At 35.7% G+C, this 22,957-nt stretch carries 18 protein-coding genes; 9 read left to right on the forward strand and 9 right to left on the reverse strand.

Annotated elements, in window-relative coordinates; translation table 11 throughout:
- Positions 1-177 precede the first annotated feature (177 nt).
- Positions 178-456 carry a hypothetical protein gene (locus tag H592_RS0108740; RefSeq protein WP_028868441.1) on the reverse strand — a complete coding sequence of 93 codons (279 nt, stop codon included), beginning with the start codon at positions 454-456 and terminating at the stop codon, positions 178-180.
- A gap of 139 nt (positions 457-595) precedes the next feature.
- On the reverse strand, positions 596-1,045 hold the full coding sequence (locus H592_RS0108745) for a hypothetical protein (RefSeq protein WP_028868442.1): 450 nt from the start codon (positions 1,043-1,045) through the stop codon (positions 596-598).
- A gap of 494 nt (positions 1,046-1,539) precedes the next feature.
- Between H592_RS0108745 and H592_RS0108750 the strand changes: the two genes are divergently transcribed.
- Positions 1,540-1,941: a hypothetical protein gene (locus H592_RS0108750; protein WP_028868443.1), complete on the forward strand. Its 402-nt coding sequence runs from the start codon at positions 1,540-1,542 to the stop codon at positions 1,939-1,941.
- 177 nt (positions 1,942-2,118) lie between these two features.
- On the opposite strand, the gene H592_RS0108755 is transcribed toward H592_RS0108750, so the two are convergent.
- The 3 genes from H592_RS0108755 to H592_RS21865 all read right to left on the reverse strand — a co-directional run bounded on the left by H592_RS0108755 (position 2,119) and on the right by H592_RS21865 (position 5,225).
- Complete coding sequence (locus H592_RS0108755) at positions 2,119-2,688, reverse strand: TRAP transporter small permease (RefSeq protein WP_028868444.1); 570 nt, start codon at positions 2,686-2,688, stop codon at positions 2,119-2,121.
- On the reverse strand, positions 2,688-3,977 hold the full coding sequence (locus H592_RS0108760) for a TRAP transporter large permease (protein WP_028868445.1): 1,290 nt from the start codon (positions 3,975-3,977) through the stop codon (positions 2,688-2,690). The genes H592_RS0108755 and H592_RS0108760 overlap by 1 nt, the downstream gene beginning before the upstream one ends.
- A gap of 264 nt (positions 3,978-4,241) precedes the next feature.
- Positions 4,242-5,225 carry a TRAP transporter substrate-binding protein gene (locus H592_RS21865; protein WP_037071402.1) on the reverse strand — a complete coding sequence of 328 codons (984 nt, stop codon included), beginning with the start codon at positions 5,223-5,225 and terminating at the stop codon, positions 4,242-4,244.
- 659 nt (positions 5,226-5,884) lie between these two features.
- Here H592_RS21865 and H592_RS0108770 point away from each other — a divergent pair.
- The 3 genes from H592_RS0108770 to H592_RS0108780 all read left to right on the forward strand — a co-directional run bounded on the left by H592_RS0108770 (position 5,885) and on the right by H592_RS0108780 (position 9,079).
- Positions 5,885-6,592 (forward strand): AraC family transcriptional regulator, encoded by a 708-nt coding sequence (locus tag H592_RS0108770; RefSeq protein ID WP_028868446.1) that lies wholly within the window; start codon positions 5,885-5,887, stop codon positions 6,590-6,592.
- A gap of 140 nt (positions 6,593-6,732) precedes the next feature.
- The gene (locus H592_RS0108775) at positions 6,733-7,680 is read left to right on the forward strand and encodes a DMT family transporter (RefSeq protein WP_211235644.1); all 948 of its coding nucleotides are present in this window, start codon (positions 6,733-6,735) and stop codon (positions 7,678-7,680) included.
- A 586-nt stretch (positions 7,681-8,266) separates the two neighbouring features.
- Positions 8,267-9,079 carry a mechanosensitive ion channel family protein gene (locus H592_RS0108780; protein WP_051369097.1) on the forward strand — a complete coding sequence of 271 codons (813 nt, stop codon included), beginning with the start codon at positions 8,267-8,269 and terminating at the stop codon, positions 9,077-9,079.
- A 396-nt stretch (positions 9,080-9,475) separates the two neighbouring features.
- Here the strand turns inward: H592_RS0108780 and H592_RS21870 are convergent, their stop codons facing one another.
- Together H592_RS21870 and H592_RS0108790 are read right to left on the reverse strand one after the other, a co-directional pair.
- A complete protein-coding gene (locus H592_RS21870; protein ID WP_084296245.1) occupies positions 9,476-11,641 on the reverse strand; it encodes a sensor domain-containing protein in 2,166 nt (721 codons plus the stop codon).
- Positions 11,642-12,209: 568 nt separating this feature from the next.
- Entirely contained in the window at positions 12,210-13,154 is a 945-nt protein-coding gene (locus H592_RS0108790) for a LysR family transcriptional regulator (RefSeq protein ID WP_028868449.1), read from the reverse strand.
- 217 nt (positions 13,155-13,371) lie between these two features.
- Here H592_RS0108790 and H592_RS0108795 point away from each other — a divergent pair, with 217 nt between their 5' ends.
- The 4 genes from H592_RS0108795 to H592_RS0108810 all read left to right on the forward strand — a co-directional run bounded on the left by H592_RS0108795 (position 13,372) and on the right by H592_RS0108810 (position 20,060).
- Positions 13,372-15,015, forward strand: coding sequence for a SulP family inorganic anion transporter (locus H592_RS0108795; RefSeq protein ID WP_028868450.1), 1,644 nt, complete (start codon positions 13,372-13,374; stop codon positions 15,013-15,015).
- A 268-nt stretch (positions 15,016-15,283) separates the two neighbouring features.
- Positions 15,284-15,892 (forward strand): 3'-5' exonuclease, encoded by a 609-nt coding sequence (locus tag H592_RS0108800; protein ID WP_028868451.1) that lies wholly within the window; start codon positions 15,284-15,286, stop codon positions 15,890-15,892.
- 123 nt (positions 15,893-16,015) lie between these two features.
- Complete coding sequence (locus H592_RS0108805) at positions 16,016-17,359, forward strand: DEAD/DEAH box helicase (protein WP_211235645.1); 1,344 nt, start codon at positions 16,016-16,018, stop codon at positions 17,357-17,359.
- 832 nt (positions 17,360-18,191) lie between these two features.
- Positions 18,192-20,060, forward strand: a complete 1,869-nt coding sequence (locus tag H592_RS0108810; RefSeq protein ID WP_245600392.1) for a methyl-accepting chemotaxis protein — start codon at positions 18,192-18,194, stop codon at positions 20,058-20,060.
- A 239-nt stretch (positions 20,061-20,299) separates the two neighbouring features.
- Here H592_RS0108810 and H592_RS0108815 read toward each other — a convergent pair whose 3' ends face one another.
- Together H592_RS0108815 and H592_RS0108820 are read right to left on the reverse strand one after the other, a co-directional pair.
- Entirely contained in the window at positions 20,300-20,758 is a 459-nt protein-coding gene (locus H592_RS0108815; protein ID WP_028868454.1) for a hypothetical protein, read from the reverse strand.
- A 273-nt stretch (positions 20,759-21,031) separates the two neighbouring features.
- Complete coding sequence (locus tag H592_RS0108820) at positions 21,032-22,417, reverse strand: class II fumarate hydratase (protein ID WP_028868455.1); 1,386 nt, start codon at positions 22,415-22,417, stop codon at positions 21,032-21,034.
- Between the two features lie 259 nt (positions 22,418-22,676).
- On the opposite strand from H592_RS0108820, the gene H592_RS0108825 reads away from it, so the two are divergent.
- Positions 22,677-22,957, forward strand: a 281-nt coding sequence (locus H592_RS0108825) for a helix-turn-helix domain-containing protein (protein ID WP_028868456.1), incomplete at its 3' end; no start/stop codon positions are given.

Raw genomic sequence — 22,957 nt, forward strand, 5'->3', positions numbered from 1 at the left:
CGTTAATTTATTTTGTTTATCTGTATTTTTCGTTGATGATTACCGCTCAAAGATCTGGTCCTAAGGCAAACCTCAGCTTAAGTCTCTATTGAGCTTAGCTTATTTCGATATAGGGTATACCCAGTTGGTTTCCAGTACTTTGATGATGAGATAGTTCAGTGATACTTTCTATTTAGACTAAAATATTTTCAACAAGCCAATCGTTAGAATTGTTCCCGTCAAAGCGATTACAATCAATGATAAGCGTTTAGTATTCTTAGTTTTAGCATTCATGAAAGCAAAAATCGACCAGAAAAAGGATAAGGGCACAGTTAATAAGCCCGAAACCGCGTACGCATAACGTGCAGTACTATCGGGTGATGTAAAATTCACACCTATATAAAATAGAGCCTCACCAACCACTAATAATAAAATACTTAATATAACTGCTCTATTGTATTTCTTGGATTCTTCCATAAACCAGCCTCCATTGTTAAAATACTAACCAAACAGTAACCTTTATAGCCTGTCTATCCAAATTTATAATGCTCATTAATGATCAATGATTTTTAATCAGCATTAATCACAAAAATAATTAAAACTTGATAGTAACCAACTATCTGCGCGGGTCAAATGCTAAATAATTAACAGCTCCGTAATGGCTATCTTGTTTTCTCTTATGTTGATTAAGTTTATGTCTATTTTTTTGGTGCTTAACACTATGATGTTGAGGATTAATAATTTTATTCTTTGATACAATAATAGACAACAATGGTATATGGCTTGTATTAATTTCAATAAAACTCCCTACTTGTTTGCGATGCGTCTTTAGTTTTACATTGTGCCGATTTTTGTTGTGATACTGGTTATTGTAATTACTGCTGTTGCGATGATGTTGATTATGACGTTGAGTTACTATCTGCACCGGTTTATGTTCAAATTTTTGAGCATTTTGTGGTTCGTTATTTTTACTACCATGGCGTTGTTCGTTTGCAATAGCAGGCGTCGCTACTACAAAGTTAAAAGCAAATAACGTACTTAATAATCCCATTATTTTATTGTTCATATTATTCTCCTAGTTTATAAAGGACAAAAACTTTAACAAGTTGAATTGTTGTGGTATTCCTTTATGTTTTGTTAAATTTCAATAAGCTTTAAGGTATGTTGTCTATATGCAGGATCTGCTTTGAAAGCCACTTGGTTTGAATATCTAAACTATAAAGATAAAATGTGCAGAAAGTTTGTAGAGAATATGAAGATTGTCATTCTAGACTGAAATTTGAAAGAATGACGCTAATATTGAAAGTGATTGAAAACAAAATAAGCCTCTGATAAATAAACAATTAACTCAATGTCATTTGTAATTGACCATGTTTATGGTAACTAATTGATAGGATTGACTTCAGTCAAGCCCTGCTCATTCCATTTGATAAATATCGATTTAATCTGTTTTAGATTAGAGCCATGTAACACACTTACTGCTTGGCAGTATGTAAAATCAGACTATATTCGTTGCATTAAATCATTATTAACATAATCAAAACATAACAAGGATAGTTTATGAAACAGTTAATTTACGTATTTTTTCTTTCCTTTTTGCTGCAAGGTTGTGCAGGAGAAAGACATAGTTATACCGAATTAGTTGAAAGTGATAATGGTATCTCGGTTATAAAGTTACACCAAGATGAGGTTAAAGAAGTACTAGCAATTGGTGATGGATTTCCAGGCCGCTGGGGATATTACCCTTCGGTAATCTCATCTTCTCCCGACGTTGCTAGTATAAGTTGTGAAGCATCTAGAAGTTTAATCCCATTTCGGGAGCCTGGAATGATATTTGGTGGCGAAATTTGTAAGATTACGGCGCATAAGAAAGGACAAACCACACTCTATTTTGGTAATAGGTACCCTCTTAATGAAAAAAACTACCATGATAAAGTTGATGTAATTGTTAATGAGAAATAAACAATGTTAAAAATTCATAAAAGGTGAATGTTGAACGAGAGGATCTTGCACTTAACGTTATATCTTATGCACGCAAAAAATTGCGTGCTATAGAGACTATTTTATTGTTTATAAGCTACTATTTTTAAGACAGAAAATTGCTGCAATTGTCACTTCGGTTGCAGATACAAACCGTTATCAATCTTCAACCGTCCCTCTTATCCATCTTTTTGTTGCAATAATAACGTCGGCAATTGAATAAGTGAGCATAATTGCAGAAGAAATTGGTATACACGAATAAAGTATCCACTGTTTTATCTGAAATGCAGTGGTTACCTGATTTGTTTTTAACGTTAATTTCAGAGAATACCAAAATAAAATTGCCATAAAAATAGCAGAAATTAACAGGATCAATAAGGTATAAAAGTGTTTCAAGCGAACATTTTGGATTCTAGGGCTTATCCAATCACCCACGGAAAAGTGTAGTTTTGCACACCAAAGTGCAGCAGCACCATAAAATACAAGTGCAGCAAAACTCAACTCGATCACTTCATCAAACCAATAGAAAGAGTTAATTGTAACAATACTTTGAATTACATTGGCTATTCCTTCCATGCCATGCTCAATTGAAAACTGAACAAAATCGTTAATCAAACGTAACCCTATGTTAGCGATCAACAAAAGAGCCAGTACCGTAAACATAGTCATCGCAATATAGCGAAGAATACGTTGAACCCACATATCAAGCGTTTTTAGTAAATGAATCATTACATTTCTCCCATGATAAGATTAGGTAAAAATAGCGAAATACTTGGTACAAACGCAATTAATAACGTAATTAAAAATATCATTAATAAATATGGCCACACCCTTTTAGCTAAAGCTGGCATCCCTACTTTTGCGAAGCTATCTACGGCAAATAAACACATTCCCACCGGCGGCGTTAAATTTCCAATCATGATCAATAAAACCATTACAACACCAAAATTAACTAGGTCTATATCAAACATTGTTGCTATTGGCATAAACAATGGAAGCGTGATCAAGAAGATGGCATTTCCTTCCAAAAATAGCCCCATGGTTAATACAACACCGATAACAATCCACATGACAATTGACTGTGTTGCACCGTAACCAACTAGTGTCTCAATAACACTATCTGGAATTTTTTGATGGATAATTAACCATCCAAAAAAGTTTGCCGATGAAATAATAAATAACAAGCTGACCGATTGAGTAATTGATTTATAAACGATCCCAGGTATTGCTTTTAATTTTAAATCTTTGTAATAAAAACCAAGTAAAGCGGCATAAACACAGACAACAACCGAAGCTTCTGTCGGTGTAAAAAAGCCACTCATAATCCCACCAACGATGATGACTGGGGCCATCAAGGGCCAAAAGGCACCATTGAATGAAGCAAGGCGTTCTTTAAAAGGAGCCTTATGTTCGGCGCGAGGGTAATTTCTGCGTTTAGCTAAAATACCCAAGGCAATCATCATGCCGATAGCCATCAACAGACCAGGAATAAAGCCAGCTAAGAATAGACGCGCTACAGATACGCTGGTAATAGATCCATATAAAACAAAAGGAATACTAGGAGGTATAACAGGCCCTATAACGGACGAAGCTGCAACAAGAGTTGCTGAGTCAGCAGGGTCATAACCTTGGTCAACCATGGCTTTGTGCTCTATCTGCCCAAGCCCGGCCGCATCTGCAACTGCAGAACCAGACATACCTGAAAAGATAACACTCGCAACGATGTTAACTTGGCCAATTCCCCCTGCTATATGTCCTACCATGGATTGAGCAAAACGGAATATACGGTCGGTAATCCCGCCCGTATTCATTAAATTTCCCGCTAAAATGAAAAATGGAATAGCCAGTAGTGTAAAACCAGTTGTTCCGTAATACATTCGATGTGGGAGCATCGCGAGTAAACGAGCATCACCAAGTCCTACAAAAAATGCTACAGATGTTAGGCCAATTGCAACAACAACTGGCACATTAATTAAGAGGAGGAAAATAAGAACGCCGAATATCGCTAAGGTCAACATACCAGTTATTACCTGTCAGTAAAACAATGGAATATAAAGTTCATGTTTTTAGGTCAAAATATATGTTAGCTTGCTGTACTCAACACTTTGCTATTAAAATCGTGTAATACATTTATGAATTGCTAACAATCTTCAAATACGACTCATTTTTAGCTAGTCAAAATTCTATCCAACCTTTGACACATCATTTATTCAATTGTTGTAAAAATAAAATTTCGCCTTAAAAAGGCGAAATCAAAGAGCATGGAACATCTAAATCTTGATCTATTTAACTGATTTGGTCATTTCAATCCATTTATCAAAATTAGCTACACCTACTTTCTTTTTAATTTGTTCATAGGCAGGTCCCATCATTGCTTGGAAAGGAGCAAGATCAGGCTCATCAATTACAATGCCTTTTGCACGCATATCCTCAATTTGTTTCAGCTCTTCCGCGCGCATTAATTTACGCATTAACAAACGAGCGGAATCTGATTCTTCTCGAACAATGACTTGCTGCTCAGCAGTTAAACGGTCCCAAGCGTCTTGAGAAACAACGTGAACCATTGAACTGTACAAGTAATTAATAATTGAAATAAATTTTTGTGATTCATACAATTTCAAATTGTAAATAACACCAATTGGATTTTCTTGCCCATCAACAACCCCTTGACGCATTGCCATTACAAGTTCACTAAACGAAATGGTTTGTACATTTGCACCAATTGCTTGCATTGCAGCTTGATAGGTCATTGCAGGTGGAGTGCGAATTTTTAGTCCTTTAACATCCGCAGGTGTCAAAATAGGACGAACAGAGTTAGTCAACTGACGGAACCCCCAATCCCAACTAGATAAGTAAACAAGCCCTACCTTTTCAAGTTCTGGTGCTGCCCACTCCTTAAATGGTCCATCTAAAACACGGTCTGCATGAGCAGAGTTACTAAGAGAAAAAGGAATACTGACGGTGTCGAACAAAGGCACATGTTTAGCTAATTGATCTTGCCCAGAGAGGCTCATATCAACAACTCCCATAACCACCTGTTCAAGTACTTCTGGTGGGCTGCCTAGGGCATTATTAGGATAAAGCTCAACGCTTACTTCACCTTTTGTTCGCGCTTCAACTTGCTCAGCAAATTGCATAGCGGCAATGTGTGAAGGATGATTTTCAGAACCGAAGTGGCCAAGTTTAAACTCTACAGCTGAATACGCTGAAGATGCCCAAACAAAGCACAAAGCTGATACTAACTTCTTCTTAAAACTAGAACGCATAGTTAACTCCTAATATATTATAAAAATCCATTTCAATTATCAGGTGTTCAATTGTACGGCTTAAAATAATTGACCAAGTCATAACACTTTCATATGAGGCAAAAATTAAGATTTATCACTTTAAGCGAATGACTATTAGATACAGAACTCACTTAGTTAATCTTTCATATAAAAAGGTATGCCACTAGGTTATCAATTAATTTGCTATCTGCTGATTGAACATGATTAATTGCTTTGGCTTAAGTTTTCTTATTTTGAATGCTTAATAAATGCCAAACATTTATCTGAACATTATTTATTGCAACTAGATAAAAACACTTCAAATATACTTCCATGTATAAATAATCTGTCGAACATCTAAACTTAAAAGGTAATATATTATTGAAGTCAACAAAAACGACTTTATCAAATTAACCGTGGGCCCATAGTTCAATATTGTGTTCACAAGGTTTAATGATAAAAACACTTTTTGTATTACAATAACATAACAAAAATATTGCCTATCATGCATTGTTTGATCTCTCATTTTGGACTTAAATGATTCAACATAGGTATCAAAAATTGACGTTACAATATAAAAACAATGCCAATATATAGAGCCTGTTTAATTGATTTAATTAATCAACTGGCTCAATTAATAAACAACACATTGGTTACCTATGAAAAATAGCTTAAGCATTCGCGCCTATACAAAACAACCAGAAAGTCACTTTCATCCTTATCATCAATTAGTGCTACCAATACAAGGTACGATTAATATAGAACTTGACGGTTATAACGGAAAAGTCTCTGTAGGTGAATGTGCAGTTATTAAAGTAGGTAAACAACATCATTTTAGTGCGAATGAAGCAGCTCGTTTTATTGTTGCAGATTTACAGACGTTACCCAGTAGTTTGCTGAAATCTGAACAAGTTGTTTTTACAACTACACCACCTTTACGAAGTTACTTACATTTTGTAGAGAGCCAATTGGAATATCAGGTTGATCAATCAATCGAAGAGGGTATATTTCAGCTTTTTTATATCCTCCTATGCAAGCACCCCCTCACTCAGCAAGTACAACAGCGAATACGAGCAGTGCAAGCTTTCATTAATGATAATATTGCAGATAATTTATCCATTTCGACACTTGCACAAATAGCTTATCTGAGCCCGACGCAATTTAAGAAGTTGTTTAAAGATAACTTAGGTATCAGCGCTCATAAATATATTACTGAGAAAAGAATGCAAAAAGCGAAGGCACTGCTCACACATACTGATTTACCTATCCAAATAATTGCAGAACAAGTGGGCTATAATGACCTATCAGCGTTTAGCCGTCGATTTTCACTCTATTTTGGACTATCTCCGCGTCTATTTTTACGCTAACAATTTTCTTGGTTCATTAACGGACCAACTATTGAAAGTACGCCCTTTTAACCAAGTAATGCGTCTTTTATGCAAAGTAAATATTTTTGTTGTATTTATAATGGCTTTTCTATCCATGCCATCAACGAGCGAGTTATAAAATGCCAGTAAATACAATTTCAAAATTACGACTTTCAAGCAGTAATCGAATCAGAGGCCAAACAGCTATTTTATTCGCAGCGGCATTGTGGGGGACAACAGGTACCGTCGCTAGTTTTTCGCAATTGAGTGCTTTAGCTATAGGCGCTTTTGCTATGGGCATAGGTGGAGTATTACTTGCGACCATGGCGAGAAAGAAGTTGATTAGTGATGCGGGGAAATTAGTTCATCTAAAAAAAGAGTTAATAATTGGTGCACTCGCTGTCGCGACGTACCCGCTTGCATTTTATAGTTCGATGCAATTTGCGGGTGTGGCTATCGGCACCGTTGTATCGATTGGTTCCGCTCCTTTTGCAACGGCTCTACTTGAGCGTCTTTTTAGCAAAAAATCGACTCTAGATAATCGTTGGCTTTTAAGTGTCGTCATTGGTTTAATAGGCATCATTTTACTAACCTATTCTGAGAATATGGGCTCTCTACAAGATGACGCTAATTCAATTAAAATGATAGGCATTATACTCGGGATTCTCGCTGGGGTTACCTATGCTGTATATTCTTGGGTAGCCAGATCCATGATTGAAAAAGGGGTTCAATCTGAATCTGCAATGGGCAGTTTATTTGCGCTTAGTGCCTTAATATTACTTCCTTCTTTGTTATTTACCGGCGAGCATTTATTTTCAAACATGACGAATATTATAGTGGTTTGCTATATGGCCGTTATACCTATGTTTATAGGGTATCTAGCCTTTGGATTTGGTTTGCGTTACGTTCAAGCTAGCAAGGCAACGCTGTTAACATTGTTTGAACCCGTTGTGGCGGCAGTGTTAGCTGTTCTCATAGTGGGAGAATCTATTTCTTTAATTGGATGGTTTGGCATAGTACTCATTATTACCTGTCTTTTTCTACAATCACAGAATAAAACTAAGACGGTTAAAACAATCAATGGTTAACGAATAACTTACACTAAAAAATTTTTACAGGGTATTGAGCAAGGCTTGTTGTTTAAATTAACAATTAAGGTATGAACACGAGACATTTAAAAAATGACTAACTAACATACCTCATTATGTGAATCTAGGCTTAATTAAAAACCAGTCTACAAAAGCAGTTAAAGCGTTTTTATTACAGTCTCAAATTAAGCAATAAAAATAAACCGAGCCTCATTTTATTGTCAAATAATAAAGTAAAAAGAGACTGTAATAACAACTGTAATCTTGTATATAGTGCCTTTAGTAATCTAGCATAAACCTATAATATCGATATATAAACTGAACCAAAGCGATCTACCGAGTTGTCTTTAGCAATATAGCTTTCCTAAGTGCCTTTAATTCCTATTAAAGTGCAATTTCCCTCATTTCTTAATTAAATATAAACTTTCGGTATTAATCCGCTACAAATTTAATGTAAAATATAGAAGCTTGTTTAATGGTCAAATATTAATCAAAGGACTGGTACGGGTATAACTATCTATAAATTTAGACTTTGTATAGTTAAACCAAGTAATAAATACAATTTTAAAACTAAAGGAATAAAATTATGACTGCAGAAGAAGTAATGACTATGGCGCAAACAATGGCGCTTGAATACGGTCCCAAATTAATCGGTGCAATTGTTGTCTGGATTATTGGTAGCTGGTTAATCAAAGTTTTGATCAACGCTTTCAGTAAAATACTAGATAAAAGCAATATGGATGTATCTCTAAAACCTTTCCTATGCAGTATAGTGGGTACATTACTTAAGGTTATGTTAGTTATCTCTGTATTAGGTATGCTTAGCATTGAAATGACATCGTTTGTTGCTATTTTAGCGGCTGCTGGTTTAGCTGTTGGTATGGCACTTTCAGGTACATTACAAAATTTTGCTGGTGGTGTGATGTTATTAATCTTCAAACCATTTAAAGTTGGTCAAGTTATTAATGCACAAGGCCATATTGGTACAGTTAATGAAATCCAAATTTTTAATACTATTTTAAAAACACCTGATAACAAAACAATCATTTTACCTAATGCGGCTTTGTCTTCTGGTTCAATGGTTAACTTTTCAACTGAAGCAAAACGTCGCGTAGATTGGACTGTTGGTGTTGCTTATGGAGATGACCTTGATGTTGCTCGTGCTGCAATTAAAGCTCTTTGCGATGCAGATACTCGTATCTTACAAGATACTCCTGTCGTTATTGCTGTTGCAGAGTTAGCAGACAGCTCAGTAAACTTTACGGTTCGCGCATGGGTTAACGCTGCTGATTATTGGGGAGTATTCTTTGATATGAATGAAAACATATACAAAACATTCCCTAAACAAGGATTAAATATTCCTTTCCCACAAATGGATGTTCACCTACACAAAGATTAATCTTAGTGGTGTGTTTATTTGTCAAAGCCAGGTTTTTTTAAGCCTGGCTTTTTTATATGCAATGATTTTTTAGGATAAAGGTGGTAACAACCTCGCTTATTACTCATTCATAATTGCTGGTTCGCTTTAAAGAAGGTCAATGTATTTAAGCGGCGATGAAATGACTATTAAATAATCATGAAATGAACAACAATCTCTACTACCTATTCGCCCTACAATTATCACCACTAGTGACGTCACTTAATAGCAATGCAATTATATTACTTAAAGTGGATCATGTTTGCGTAAAGACTTTGCAAAGTTAATAGCCAACTGGCAACTAACTGAAACAATCTACACTCTAAATTGATTCAATATATAGCCAAATATTTGATTACGTACTTAATAACACGAGTATTACTTAATCTTCCAGGCAGTGTCAGGTTTCCATTGATTTACCCACTTAGGAATTTCGCTGGCGGGCATCGGCTTGGCTATGCCATAACCTTGTGCAAGTTCACAACCCAATTTCAGTAATGCAGTACCATGTGCGATGGATTCAACGCCTTCGGCAATCACTTCTCGTTTAAAAGATTTTGCTAAAGCAATCACCCCTTCTACAATCGCTAAGTCATCGGGATCATCAAGCATATCTCGAATAAAACTTTGATCTATCTTGATCAATTTGACCGGTAATCGTCTCAAATAAGTTAAAGAAGAGTAGCCTGTGCCAAAGTCATCTAAAGCAAAATTAACACCTAGCTTAATACACGCATTCATTATTTTAGAAACATGTATTACATCATCCATTGCACTCGTTTCTAACACTTCAAGTTCTAAATAACTAGGATCGACATCGGAGTGTCGCGCTAATAACTCAGCTAATCTTTTAGTAAACACAGATTGCTGTAATTGCACTGCAGCAATATTAACACTGGTACTAATCGGTAAATTCAGCCCCCTTTTTTGCCATTCACTAATTTGTGATAGTGCATTGTCAATAACCCACTCGCCCATTTCTATGCTCATGGGGTTGTTTTCAATAATAGGTAAAAACTCCATGGGATTAAGTAAGCCCCGAGTAGGATGTTGCCAACGGATAAGAGCTTCTACGCCAGTTACCTTGCCACTACGCATGTTAACCTTAGGTTGATAATGCAATACAAATTGTTGCTTATCTAAGGCAATCCTGATCGCTTCTAAGCTTTCCCTTTGTACTTTTACTGCATCGTCTTGTGTTGTATCAAATAAGTGATAGCAATTTTTACCCGCCCCTTTTGCTACATACATCGCTTGATCCGCATGGCGCATTAATTGATCGGCATCTACATTATCCTGTGGGTATATAGTTACACCAATACTTGCCGATACTTTAAAAATTACATCATTAATAGTAACGGCTTCAGATGAAGCTAGAAGTAATCTGTCTAGAATAACTTTACAATCTTCTGTTTGTGCCAAATCAGCTAATACTGCAACAAATTCATCACCGCCGATACGTGCTAAACTGTCTCCCTCTCGTAACGCTTGCTTCATTCTAAGCGACAATGCGATCAACAACTGATCACCGACATCATGTCCGTAAGCGTCATTAACTGCTTTGAAACCATCTAAATCAATAAAGGTGACGGCCAATGATTGTTTATGACGATGGCATTGCAACATGGCTTGCGTTAATCTATCTGCCAATAATGAACGATTGGGTAAATTGGTCAACATATCGTAATGTGCAATATGCTCTAGCTGGTCTTGTTGGTTTTTTATTGGAGTAATATCATTACCCAATGAAACGTAATGTGTAGTGACGCCGTTATCGTCATAAATTGCACTAATTGTTTTCATTAGTATATAGGTTTCCCCATTTTTACGTCGTTGCCACACTTCACCATGCCAAGCGCCTTCATTGTGCAATATACCCCACATTTTTTTATCGGATTCCGACGATTGTGTTTCTGACTGTAAAAAACTTAAATGTTGGCCAAACACTTCTTTTCGGCTAAACCCTGTTATCCGTGTAAAAGCGTTATTAACTTCTATGATTTTGGCATTGTGATCGGTTATGCATATCTCCTCTCCTGAATGAGAAAAAACACTGGCCGCGAGTTTGAGATGCTCTTCGATTTGTTTGCGTTCACTGATGTCGTGGATCACTCCCACTAAAAAATAATTACCTTTAGAATCTACAAATCGACTTTTTCGAGTAAGGATTGTTTTAGTTAGGCAGCCCCCAGTAGTTAATGTTTCTTCACTTAATATCTCTTGACCATTTTCCAGTACTTGCTTGTCCATCGATAAAAAATGTTCTCGCTCATTGCAAGGAACTCTTTCTGCTAATGTTTTCCCTATAATTTGTTCCCTGGGTAAATTAAACATGTTACAAAAAGCATCATTAACTAATAATAATCGGCATGATTCATCTTTAACAAAAATAGGATCGCCCATATTATTAAAGACAGCATCAAGATACCCCGCAATATCTTGTAAGCTATCTTCAAGGCGTTTTTTTGAATCATCATTATCTGAGGCGTTGTGGTTAGATCTATCTGAATCAGAACTGTCGCCACTATTACTTATTCGTGTCATATTAAAACATTCCTTGTTAGATATTACTTAATCATTCAAGCAAGCGATAAATATGTGTATTGAATAATACTCGATTAAAAACACCGTAATTTCATCTTAACTGTATCTTTAAGATTATTCTTTTGTAGAGTTAATCGACTTTAAAATCAATTTTTTAATAAACCAATATCAGTAATTTGATATTAGTAACTTAGTAAAAAAGGTTACTCAGAAGTGCACTAATTAATAGGTGGATGATGTGTATTGTTATACCAATCATGACACATAGCCTATATCAGAGACTTTTTAGTTAGATAGGAGCTAATCTATCAGATCCAAGTATAGATCAGGAAATAGGATATTCCTTTTATGATTGTCATTGCTTTTAGTTTGAATATGCACATAAAGTAATACATATGTAAAACTTTACAATTTGAGCCCTTTTTCTCTGTTTAGATGAAATAACAACTTCAATCATAACAATTTTAGAGAAAAACTCTTAGGTTTAATTATTAAGCAAACAACCTCCTACTATTACTTTATATCATAATCACAACTTTAACTCAGGATAAGTAAGGCGCTATAGTGCTTAATTAGCTGCACTTTTATCAAGTTCATTTTGTAATAACTCTCGCCCATTTGTTTTAATATGCTTTAAAAAAGCAGACGCAATTAAAGTCGGGCGTTTTGCTGACAACCAGAGAAAAAACCAATGAGAATCTATTGGTAGCTCTTTAACAGGTAAACGGACTAAACCATTTTGTCCACCGTAAGTTAAGGTATGGGCAGAAATAATAGTGATCCCTAATTTAGACATAACAGCGTGTTTAATTGCCTCATTACTTTCAATCGTCATTTTTACCTTGGGCTTTAAATTATGTTTTTGAAACAAAGCTTCAATAGCAAAGCGAGTACCAGAGCCTTTTTCTCGCATTAAGAATGGTTGCTCACAAAGGTCAGCTAAATTAATCGATTTTTGTTTTCCTAGTGGGTGATCTTCATGCGCAATAGCAACTAATGGGTTATCTAAGAACTCAAGACTTTGTGCTTCAATATCCTGTGGTGGATGGCTAAATACATAAAAATCATCTACCCCTTGCTTCATACGTTCAATCGTTTTTTCACGATTACCAATATTTAGTTGAATCTCAACGTCAGGAAATTCTTCGCAAAACGGCCCCAATAAATGAGGAATAAAATATTTAGAGGTTGTGACTACGGCTAATCGTAACGTACTAGGTTTAAATTTCCGTAAGCTACCTAAAGCCACATCAAGCCGAGCAAAACTATCTAATACTTCCACAGATGTCTTTACTAACTCTAAACCTATATCCGTAAAAACTAACTTACGATTTACAAATTGATATAAAGGACCTCCAATGGCGTCACTGAGTTTCTTCATTTGAATAGAGACCGTTGGCTGCGTTAAAAATAGCGATTTAGCAGCCTCATTAATACTACCTTGATCGTGTACTGCAAGCAGAATTTCTAATTGCCTCATGGTGCCAACATGAGCATGAATACGTGAACGCATTGCAAGTTCCTATTAATAAAAGATGAAGTAAAGCAAGTTGAGTGCCAGAGAAAATAAATTGCATAGACAAAAATCTATATTAACATTAGATAATATCAATTTTAGTCTATTTATGGAATTTGACATAATTAACATTAACTCGGGCTAACATAAATAATTAAAAGATTAAGACTGACTTATTAGTCTACTTTGATCATTGACTACAAGGATATAAATTTTGTTGATTAATCGGTTTCAAGACCTTAATTTAAAAGGCGATATTTTTGGTGGTGTCACTACTGCAATTATCTCACTACCATTAGCATTAGCTTTTGGGGTCGCATCAGGAGCCGGTGCAGAAGCTGGATTGTGGGGCGCTATCATGGTCGGTTTTTTTGCCGCCCTATTTGGAGGTTCAAATACACTAATATCGGAACCAACGGGACCAATGACCGTTATCATGACCGCTATTTTGACCAGTATGATGGCTAAATATCCAGAAACTGGATTAGCAATGTCTTTTACTGTGGTGATCATGGCGGGTATTTTTCAAATATTACTGGGCACATTAAAGCTAGGAAAATATGTGACATTAATGCCTTATAGTGTGATCTCTGGTTTTATGTCTGGTATCGGTGTTATTTTAATTATTTTACAATTATCTCCTCTATTGGGTCACTCAGCACCACCTGGTGGAGTACTAGGTACAATAACTGCGCTCCCGACTATATTCGCTAATATTAGTTATAACGAACTGCTTCTAGGTGTACTGACCTTAGCGGTTTTATTTTTCTTCCCCAAACAATATCGCAAGTTTGTGCCAGCTCAACTAGTTGCCCTAATTGCAGTTACGCTTTTATCTGTATTTCTGTTCGATACCGACAGCATTCGCCGCATTGGAGAGATACCTGCGGGATTACCTTCATTAATCATTCCTAACTTCAACAGCGAAATGTTAACGGCCATGGTTATTGACGCTTTAGTGCTAGGTACACTGGGCTGTATTGATACATTATTAACTGCAGTCATAGGAGATTCATTAACCCGTAAAGAACATGATTCAGATAAAGAACTGCGAGGTCAAGGTATCGCTAATGTCATTTCCGGTTTATTTGGTGCATTACCTGGCGCAGGTGCAACCATGGGCACAGTAACCAATATACAAGTTGGCGCACAATCCCCCCTTTCAGGTATTGTAAGAGCATTGGTTTTAGCACTTGTCGTGTTAGTTGCAGGGGGATTAACAGAACCTATTCCAATGGCTGTTTTAGCAGGTATTGCCGTTTATGTAGGATTCAATATTTTAGACTGGAGCTTTATTCAACGAGCGCACAAAGTAAGCCTTCAGAGTATGGCGATAATGTACGGGGTTATGTTTTTGACTGTCTTTGTCGACTTAATTGTGGCAGTTGGTTTAGGTGTATTTATTTCAAATATCATCATCATAGAACAGCTAAGCCGAGCGCAAGCGCGTCAAGTAAAAGCAATTAGCGACGCAGATAACGACTTACCGTTGACCGATAATGAACGTGCTATTTTAGAAAGAGCAAATGGTAAAGTTTTGTTTTTCTATTTATCAGGACCGATGATTTTTAGTGTTTCAAAAGCAATATCACGTCAACACACGAGTATCAGCGACTATCAAGTTATGATTCTGGATTTAAGTGATGTACCAATGATTGATGTAACGGTAGGTTTAGCTTTAGAAAATGCGATTAAAGATGCCTTAGATGCGTATTGTGAAGTGCTATTACTATGCCCTCATCTTGATACGCGTAAACGTCTACAAAAATTAAATGTATTGTCATTAATAGATAGTGATAATCACTGTACTTCAAGAGAACAGGCATTAAAGTTGGCATTGAGCCACGTGTCACGTTAAATCAAGACTTAAATTTCAATTTAAAGATTTATGACCAAGAAACATTCCCAATATTCTTGGTCATAGCTCGATTCTTCATCTGTTATGACCGCACAAAAACTATAAACCCATTATTGAATACTCAAACTATCGGCTGCTAATTGTTATGGATTTATACTAAGTATGTGTTTTATGTTAATTTAATCTTCTTTATAATTTGGGAAAGCGCCATATATCAATAAGTCGATCCCAAATTTCTATTTATACAGTAAAAGGAAGGTTTTTAGATATGCGAGCAGATACTGTGGTTATCTTTGACTTCGAAACAACAGGGTTATCGCCAAATGAAGGCGATAGGGCCATTGAGATTGGTGCGGTTCGCCTCGTGAATGGTGAAGTTAAAGATCAATTCCAAGCATTAATGAACCCAGGTTTTTCTGTTAATTCATTTATTGAGCAATACACAGGCATCACTAACAAGATGTTGTCTCAAGCAGCACCATGTCGCCAAGTGATGGCAGAGTTTTCTGATTATATCGAAGATGATAATTTGATTGCACATAACGCTTCTTTTGATAAACGTTTTTTATCGTCAGAATTGACGCGAGTTAACCGAAAACATTTAGGTGAAGTAGGTTGCTCCCTCTTATTATCTCGTCGTATTTTTCAAGAAGCACCGAGCCATAAACTTGGCGAATTAACCCGCTTTGCTAATATAGCGAATACTGGCGACTTTCATCGCGCGCTATACGATGCTCAAATGACTAGCCACCTTTGGTTAGCGATGCTTAATAACATAGGTGAAAGATACAATTTATTTGATTTAACTTTTCAACAAATACAGTTACTTTGTAAAACCCCAAAAAAATCAGTACACCGTCTCCTCGCTAGCTGGTGATCTATTGACTAAGCGTTTAAAGTAATTTGCAAAGGGATTATTTTTATTCTATTTAATTCACTACTAACGTACTAAATACGTTAAAATAGAAGGTTATTATTTAGCAACGAGTCTTTTATATTAATGAGCAATGATACAAACCCAATTACATCAATCAATACTGCAACCAATTTTCTTCAACTTGGTCTTATTCCGCCTTTGTTAGGACGTTTAACAGAGTTGCATTATCAGCACCCTACACCTATCCAAGCACAAGTAATTCCAAGCATATTAGATGGACAGGATTTAATTGCAGGAGCCAATACCGGATCAGGTAAAACGGCGGCATTTGCATTGCCATTATTACAAAAAATTAATGAGTTACAACATCAACAACAATTGCCTGCTTACAAAAGAATATCTAAAAGTACCAACCAAGTACGAAGTAACGATGTTACTGGGCTCATTTTAGTGCCAACACGTGAACTTGCAAAACAGGTTGCAGATAGTATTAAATCTTATGCCGTGCATTTTAACGGGGCAATTAAAACGGTTTCTGTTTTTGGTGGCGTCTCTGCCAATACACAAATGCTTACATTAAGAGGTGGTGCAGACATTCTTGTTGCTACACCAGGTAGACTACTGGATCTGATTTCTAGCAATGCGGTTAAACTTGATAATGTACAATGTTTAATTCTTGATGAAGCAGACCGTATGTTAAGTTTAGGTTTTACTGAAGAACTAGAAAAATTATTAGATCTACTTCCAAAAACCAAACAAACCTTACTATTTTCTGCAACCTTCCCGGAGCAAGTCACCTCGTTGACTAAAACGTTATTGAACAATCCGGTTGAAATACAGTTGCAAAGTGCCGATGCCAGTACACTGGTACAACGTGTATTCACTGTTGATAAGGGGCAAAAAACAGCATTATTAGCTCATTTAATTAAACAACATCAATGGCAGCAATCTTTGATTTTTGTTAATGCGAAGAATGCATGTAATCACTTGGCGGACAAACTTGCTAAGCGAGGTATCAAGGCAGAGGTATTTCATGGAGACAAAGGACAAGGTGCACGGACACGTGTACTAGAAGCTTTTAAAGCTGGTGAAATTCAAGTGTTAATTGCAACTGATATCGCAGCACGTGGTTTAGACATTGAAAAATTGCCAGTAGTGATTAATTTTGATTTACCAAGAAGTCCATCTGATTATATGCATCGTATTGGTCGAAGTGGTCGAGCAGGAGAAGTTGGATTAGCGTTATCGATTATTGACCATGACGATTACCATCATTTTAATGTCATCGATAAAAAGAACAAACTGTACTTGGATAGAGAGCAAGTTGCAGGCTTTGAAACAACTGAATATATCGATAATGTATTTTCTAGCGCTGAAAAGCCTAAGGCTAAACCCGCAGGTACTGGCAAGAAAAAACGTAAAAAAGAACCGAAAATCAATGCAGACATATGGTTAGGTAACGTTTAATTAATTGTGATTTACGTTAAAAAACAGTACTGTAATTATTGTTTTTTTAAGTTACCAATAATTATGATTGTGCTCATTAAGTCATCAACCTAGTAAATGTTATTTAGTCGATGACTTAATTTAAAGCGTAACGATTTTCTGTTTCCTTAATTCACAACAACTTCCTGCACGATAAAATAACCCTTAAATACAATAAGTTAAACCTATCCTACTCCTTAGTTTAACGTGTGTTTATGGTCATTAGGCCAATCATACAAACTTAAAATATCATAAAACACTTAGTGACACCACATTATCAGCCACTTGCCGCACCATTTAACGCAAGGTGTGTCGCACCACTTAATGGCAAATTAAAAGATTACTTTCAGCGCTCAATTAGCCTTTTTTAAATGTGTACCAATGATCCATAAGTTAATACCATCCCCCTTATTTAACTTCTTTAAAGTTAAATCGGAAATTACAGGCCGAAGTATTAATGGAAATACGCCAACTTTTTCAGCCCCCAATTCATAGATAAAAATTAAATTACTTAAAATCAAAAGTTTTAACAATCTAGGTATATTTAATAGAGTGAATGGTCAGTTAATTTAATACAAATAATACTGGATAAAAGTATCTTTTAATTTTTCTCTAATATTTTTTATAAAAATATCTGAGAATAATGGTTAACTATTTACTAAGTGCTACACTTCTACCTCTATTGAGTAGTTTTTAGTAATATTTATAATGATTTCAACACTATTAATGTTGCTTTAACTGCTCTTGCTAAACCACAATATCTATATAAATTAAGGTTTTTATGCGCTCACTTTCTATCAAAAACAGATTAATCTTGACGATTTTACTTGCCGTCATTGTATCGACCAGTGTGATTGCATTTGTTGCTCAAATGAAATCACGAGACCAATTGCTTAATCGTTTGGAAAACTCTGAACTTCCTAACTTAGTACAACGAGTTGAGGAAGCCGTTAATGGTGAGATATCCCAAATGAAGGCGTTAACCAAAGCGATTGCTAGCAATACTTTCATTCCCTATTGGGTAGACAATGGTGAAGATACAGCTGGCGAAAAAATGTTAATTGAGTATTTAGGAGATGTTGCTAAAGCTAATGGATTAAGTAATGCATCATACATAGACCTCAATACAGCTAAATATTGGAACCAAGAAGGTTTTTTACGTCAACTACAAAATAACGAACACGATAGCTGGTTTTTCAAATTTAAGAATAGTGGTATTGCAGAGTCAGCAAGTAGCTATACTAACTCAGACGGATCTATCGATATTTTTGTTAACTATCAACAAGTTAATGGACGAGGTTCTTCAGGAGTTTCTAAATCATTTGACGAAATAGCTAAATTTCTAACCAACTTCAAGATTGAACAAAGTGGTTTTGTTTACTTAGCAGATCAAAATGGCTTAGTTAAAGTTCATAAAAACCGAGACTACGCCGAAACAAAAAATATTAAGGATATATATGTAGATATTAATAAAGAAAAACTATTCAATAAACAAAGTTTCGCTTTCCAAGAAGTGGGTGATTTTGTGATTTCGACTAGTTATATAGATAGTTTAGGTTGGTATGTAATAGCAGAAGTACCTAAATCTGAATTATATGCGGGTTTGGACGAATCTCGAAACTATATGTTAATGATGTTTGTTATTGTGACTATTTTATTTGTGTTGATAAGTATTGTTATAGGTAACCGTTTAGTACTACCAATTAAAGAAATGGCAGCTACCTTTCGTGAACTAGGTGAAGGAGAGGGAGATCTTACCTATAAAATTAACGAAAATGGTGCATATGAAATATCTGAATTAGCCAAAGGTTTTAACGCATTTGTAGGGAATATCCGCACTGTTGTTCAAGATGTTAAATCAACATCAACAGACATAAAAAATGCTTCTGAGAATGTTTATCAAGATGCCAATGCTTCTAAAGTATCACTAGATAAACAACGTGATGAAGCACATCAGGTCTCCGTTGCTATTAACGAAATGGGCAGCACTATTGCTGAGATAGCTAATAATGCTGGTGTGGCTGCACAAACAACCAATGAAGCAACCAACATGACAGCTCAAGCACAAATAGTTGTTAATGAATCAACAGCTACCATAAGCCATATGGCTGACGACATGGAAAGTGTGACCTCTAGTATTGAAAATTTAGCTAAACGCAGTGATTCAATCAGCGGTATTCTTGATGTGATACGTGGTCTATCAGATCAAACTAACCTATTAGCACTTAATGCGGCAATTGAAGCCGCACGAGCTGGTGAACACGGTCGAGGTTTTTCTGTAGTAGCGGATGAAGTTAGAAACCTTGCAAAGAAAACGAATGAATCAACCGATGAAATTCATAAAATGATATCTGAATTACAAGATGGTTCAAAAATGGCAGTAGATTCAGTACATAAAAGTAGAGAACAAGCAATTCTTGGGCTGAAAGCGACACATAAAACCAATGAAGTATTAAGCGAAATTGTCATAAACGTTCAACATATTTCAGATCTTAATATGCAAATTGCTACCGCGACAGAAGAACAATCAGCGGTGATTAATGAAATTAATATTCATGTTGTTAATATCAGTGACAGCACAGAACAAAGTGCGCAAGCTTCTCAAAATATTGAATCATCAACGGATTCATTAAAATGTATGGCGTCAAGTTTAGATGATTTAGTAAAACGTTTTAAATCATAAAAGTCCTAGATCATATAAATAGAGGTCAATAGTACTTAACTCGCAGTTCATTGATGGTGGCATTTACTGACAATTTACTGCGTGGTTTTATATTATCAGTAGATAACAAAAAGCCTTCAAAACTTAATGGGGTCACTTCAGACCTATTAAATTGTGAAGGCTTTTTGACCCTGTAAATAATTATGTCGTTGAATAATTTCTAGCTTTAGTTTTCCAAACTTTAATAACTCATTAAATATTTACTTCTGTTTATCAGTTAAATACAAGAAAAGAGCCAGTGATGATAAAAGTAATGCTGTGCTGGTAATAATCGCTACGGGATAATACAAGTTACCCGCTAAATCTAGTTGGCTATATTTAATAACCATGATCAACCCCTCTAAAGATAACGCCACACATACAGTACCAATGAATCTTGGTAAGGTACCACGTAAAGTCTCAATTGCATTTTTATTATCATCTTCACCAAGCTCTGAATACTCTTTATTAATAATAAGTGCAAGTTCAAATACGGCCAAAGCAATGATACCAGTGTTAATACTTTTGAGTAGTATCTCAGTTAAGTCAGATTGTGCTATCAAACCTTGTGCTGCGTTTATAAATAGTGAAATAACAAGAATAATAGCTAACCCAAAAAAGATGATGGTTAACACTCTTGAGAAAAAGTTTCTCATAAAAGATGTAATTGAACTGTTCATTCGTTCCTCTATAAACTGTAAATAGTTGCTACATGTACCCGTTTAACCCAAGATGCAACAATCAGCAAGCGATGATGTGAACAGACTCTTGGCATAAAAATGACGTTAAAGGACATTACTTAATACGTTGATGCGGTCATAAACCAAATGGAGGTTAGCATATTTACGTTGAGTTATTACAAATTTAATATCTCACAAAATGTTAATCTCATAAATACAATTCGAATATGACCTAGTTTTTTTTGCCGGTTAACAATTAATTTTTACCATTGTTTAATGAGGAATACCACCCTCGGTTAGCTTGATAGGGTTAAGTAAAATCTCCAATTTATATCTAGTAAGATCGGTATGTTGTTCTGCTACATCAATAATTGGCCGCCCTTCTTGATAGGCTATTTTTGCAATCATCGCAGCTTTCTCGTAGCCAATTAGCGAGTTTAAAGCCGTCACTAATATTGGATTCCGAGCCAATGTATCGTTTATTTTTTGTGAGTTAACCGTAAAGGTTTTAATCGCTTTGTTTGCTAATAACACACTGATATTCGCTAAAAGCTCAATACTGGATAATAAATTATGGGCAATTAGGGGTAACATAACATTTAATTCAAAATTTCCTGATTGCCCTGCAATGGTTATAGCGGCATCATGGCCTATGACTTGCGCACCAACCATACATGCAGACTCAGGGATCACAGGGTTAACTTTACCGGGCATAATAGAAGAACCAGGCTGTAATGCTTCGAGATTAATTTCACCCAATCCTGCTAAAGGTCCCGAATTCATCCAGCGCAAATCATTGGCAATTTTAATAATAGATACCGCAGTTGTTTTAAGTTGTCCTGATAATGCAACGGCAGTATCCTGAGTACCGATTGCAGCAAAAAAGTCATTGCTAGGTTTGAATGTAATTCCAGTTATGTCTGACAGAACGGTATTAAACACTTTAGCAAAAGCAGGGTCTGCATTGATACCCGTTCCTACCGCAGTACCACCTTGAGCTAAACGTTGAATACTCGGTTGTAACAGCTTTAAATGTTTAATGTTTTGCTCTATTTGCGTTGCCCAACTATTTAAGCTTTGGCTAAAACGTACCGGCATTGCATCCATCAAATGTGTGCGTCCATTTTTAGTATAAGCATCAAGTTCTTCGGCTTTTATATGAATAGTATTAGATAATGATTTTAATGCAGGAATAAGGTTATTATGTAGTGCAATTGATGCACTAACATGAATCGCTGTTGGTATCACATCATTACTACTTTGGCCAAAATTAACATGGTCATTAGCATGTATTTTTTCACTACAAATTTTACTAGCTACATTTGCAATGACTTCATTAGCATTCATATTAGTACTAGTACCAGAGCCTGTTTGATAAATATCAACGGGAAAATGGTCCATTAGATTTGAATCTGCTAATAACTTATCAATAGCGAGGTTAATCGCATGCCCTTTCTCTTTAGATAAATGTGCTAACGTCATATTTGCAGTGGCAGCAGCAGACTTAACTAATAACAAAGCTCTAATAAATGATTCCGGCAATTTAAGACCACTTACCGGGAAGTTATTAATTGCTCGTTGTGTTTGTGCTCCATATAAAGCATTAATATCAACTTCAAGCTCTCCCATACTGTCACGTTCTGTGCGCGTTTTGTTCATGCTCTTCCCCCTATCAGTTGTCTGTGTTATTACATATAAGCAATTAAAACTAGTTAAACACTATCATAATGCTGTTAGTGAGTAACAACAAAAATCCGATCGCTATAAAAATGAGGCTGAACAAGCACTAAAGCGCAGAACTATCGTTAATTTTTTAATTTTTGGGATGGTTAGTGGGATGTATACCCGTGATCTTTGATAATGCTTTTCATTTGTAAAAAAAAATTGAAATTTAATTTTAAAAGATCACACTAAGGAAATGCAGATATCATTGACCGGCCAAGAGAAGCTAGCGTTAGAATCACGCCATAAAAAGTGCAGTGATAAACGGGAGTGCGACCGAATTAAAGCGATTCTATTATCGGATGAAGGTTGGTCAACGATAATGATTTCTCAGGCCCTACGAAAGCATCAATCCAGCATTGTTCGTCATTTAAATGAATATGCCGATAGTCAGAAGAAAACTTCAAATAATGGCGGCTCTGATAGTTACTTGGATAGTGCTCAAACCAAGCTGGTCATTAAGCACTTGACTGAAAT

It is taken from the genome of Psychromonas arctica DSM 14288 (assembly GCF_000482725.1).
GTDB classification, from domain to species: Bacteria; Pseudomonadota; Gammaproteobacteria; order Enterobacterales; family Psychromonadaceae; genus Psychromonas; species Psychromonas arctica.

Excerpts from the sequence above, each read along its gene's own strand:
- H592_RS0108740 (WP_028868441.1), bottom strand. The coding sequence starts at position 456 with ATGGAAGAATCCAAGAAATACAATAGAGCAGTTATATTAAGTATTTTA.
- H592_RS0108745 (WP_028868442.1), bottom strand. The coding sequence starts at position 1,045 with ATGAACAATAAAATAATGGGATTATTAAGTACGTTATTTGCTTTTAAC.
- H592_RS0108750 (WP_028868443.1), top strand. The coding sequence starts at position 1,540 with ATGAAACAGTTAATTTACGTATTTTTTCTTTCCTTTTTGCTGCAAGGT.
- H592_RS0108755 (WP_028868444.1), bottom strand. The coding sequence starts at position 2,688 with ATGATTCATTTACTAAAAACGCTTGATATGTGGGTTCAACGTATTCTT.
- H592_RS0108760 (WP_028868445.1), bottom strand. The coding sequence starts at position 3,977 with ATGTTGACCTTAGCGATATTCGGCGTTCTTATTTTCCTCCTCTTAATT.
- H592_RS21865 (WP_037071402.1), bottom strand. The coding sequence starts at position 5,225 with ATGCGTTCTAGTTTTAAGAAGAAGTTAGTATCAGCTTTGTGCTTTGTT.
- H592_RS0108770 (WP_028868446.1), top strand. The coding sequence starts at position 5,885 with ATGAAAAATAGCTTAAGCATTCGCGCCTATACAAAACAACCAGAAAGT.
- H592_RS0108775 (WP_211235644.1), top strand. The coding sequence starts at position 6,733 with ATGCCAGTAAATACAATTTCAAAATTACGACTTTCAAGCAGTAATCGA.
- H592_RS0108780 (WP_051369097.1), top strand. The coding sequence starts at position 8,267 with ATGACTGCAGAAGAAGTAATGACTATGGCGCAAACAATGGCGCTTGAA.
- H592_RS21870 (WP_084296245.1), bottom strand. The coding sequence starts at position 11,641 with ATGACACGAATAAGTAATAGTGGCGACAGTTCTGATTCAGATAGATCT.
- H592_RS0108790 (WP_028868449.1), bottom strand. The coding sequence starts at position 13,154 with ATGCGTTCACGTATTCATGCTCATGTTGGCACCATGAGGCAATTAGAA.
- H592_RS0108800 (WP_028868451.1), top strand. The coding sequence starts at position 15,284 with ATGCGAGCAGATACTGTGGTTATCTTTGACTTCGAAACAACAGGGTTA.
- H592_RS0108805 (WP_211235645.1), top strand. The coding sequence starts at position 16,016 with ATGAGCAATGATACAAACCCAATTACATCAATCAATACTGCAACCAAT.
- H592_RS0108815 (WP_028868454.1), bottom strand. The coding sequence starts at position 20,758 with ATGAACAGTTCAATTACATCTTTTATGAGAAACTTTTTCTCAAGAGTG.
- H592_RS0108820 (WP_028868455.1), bottom strand. The coding sequence starts at position 22,417 with ATGAACAAAACGCGCACAGAACGTGACAGTATGGGAGAGCTTGAAGTT.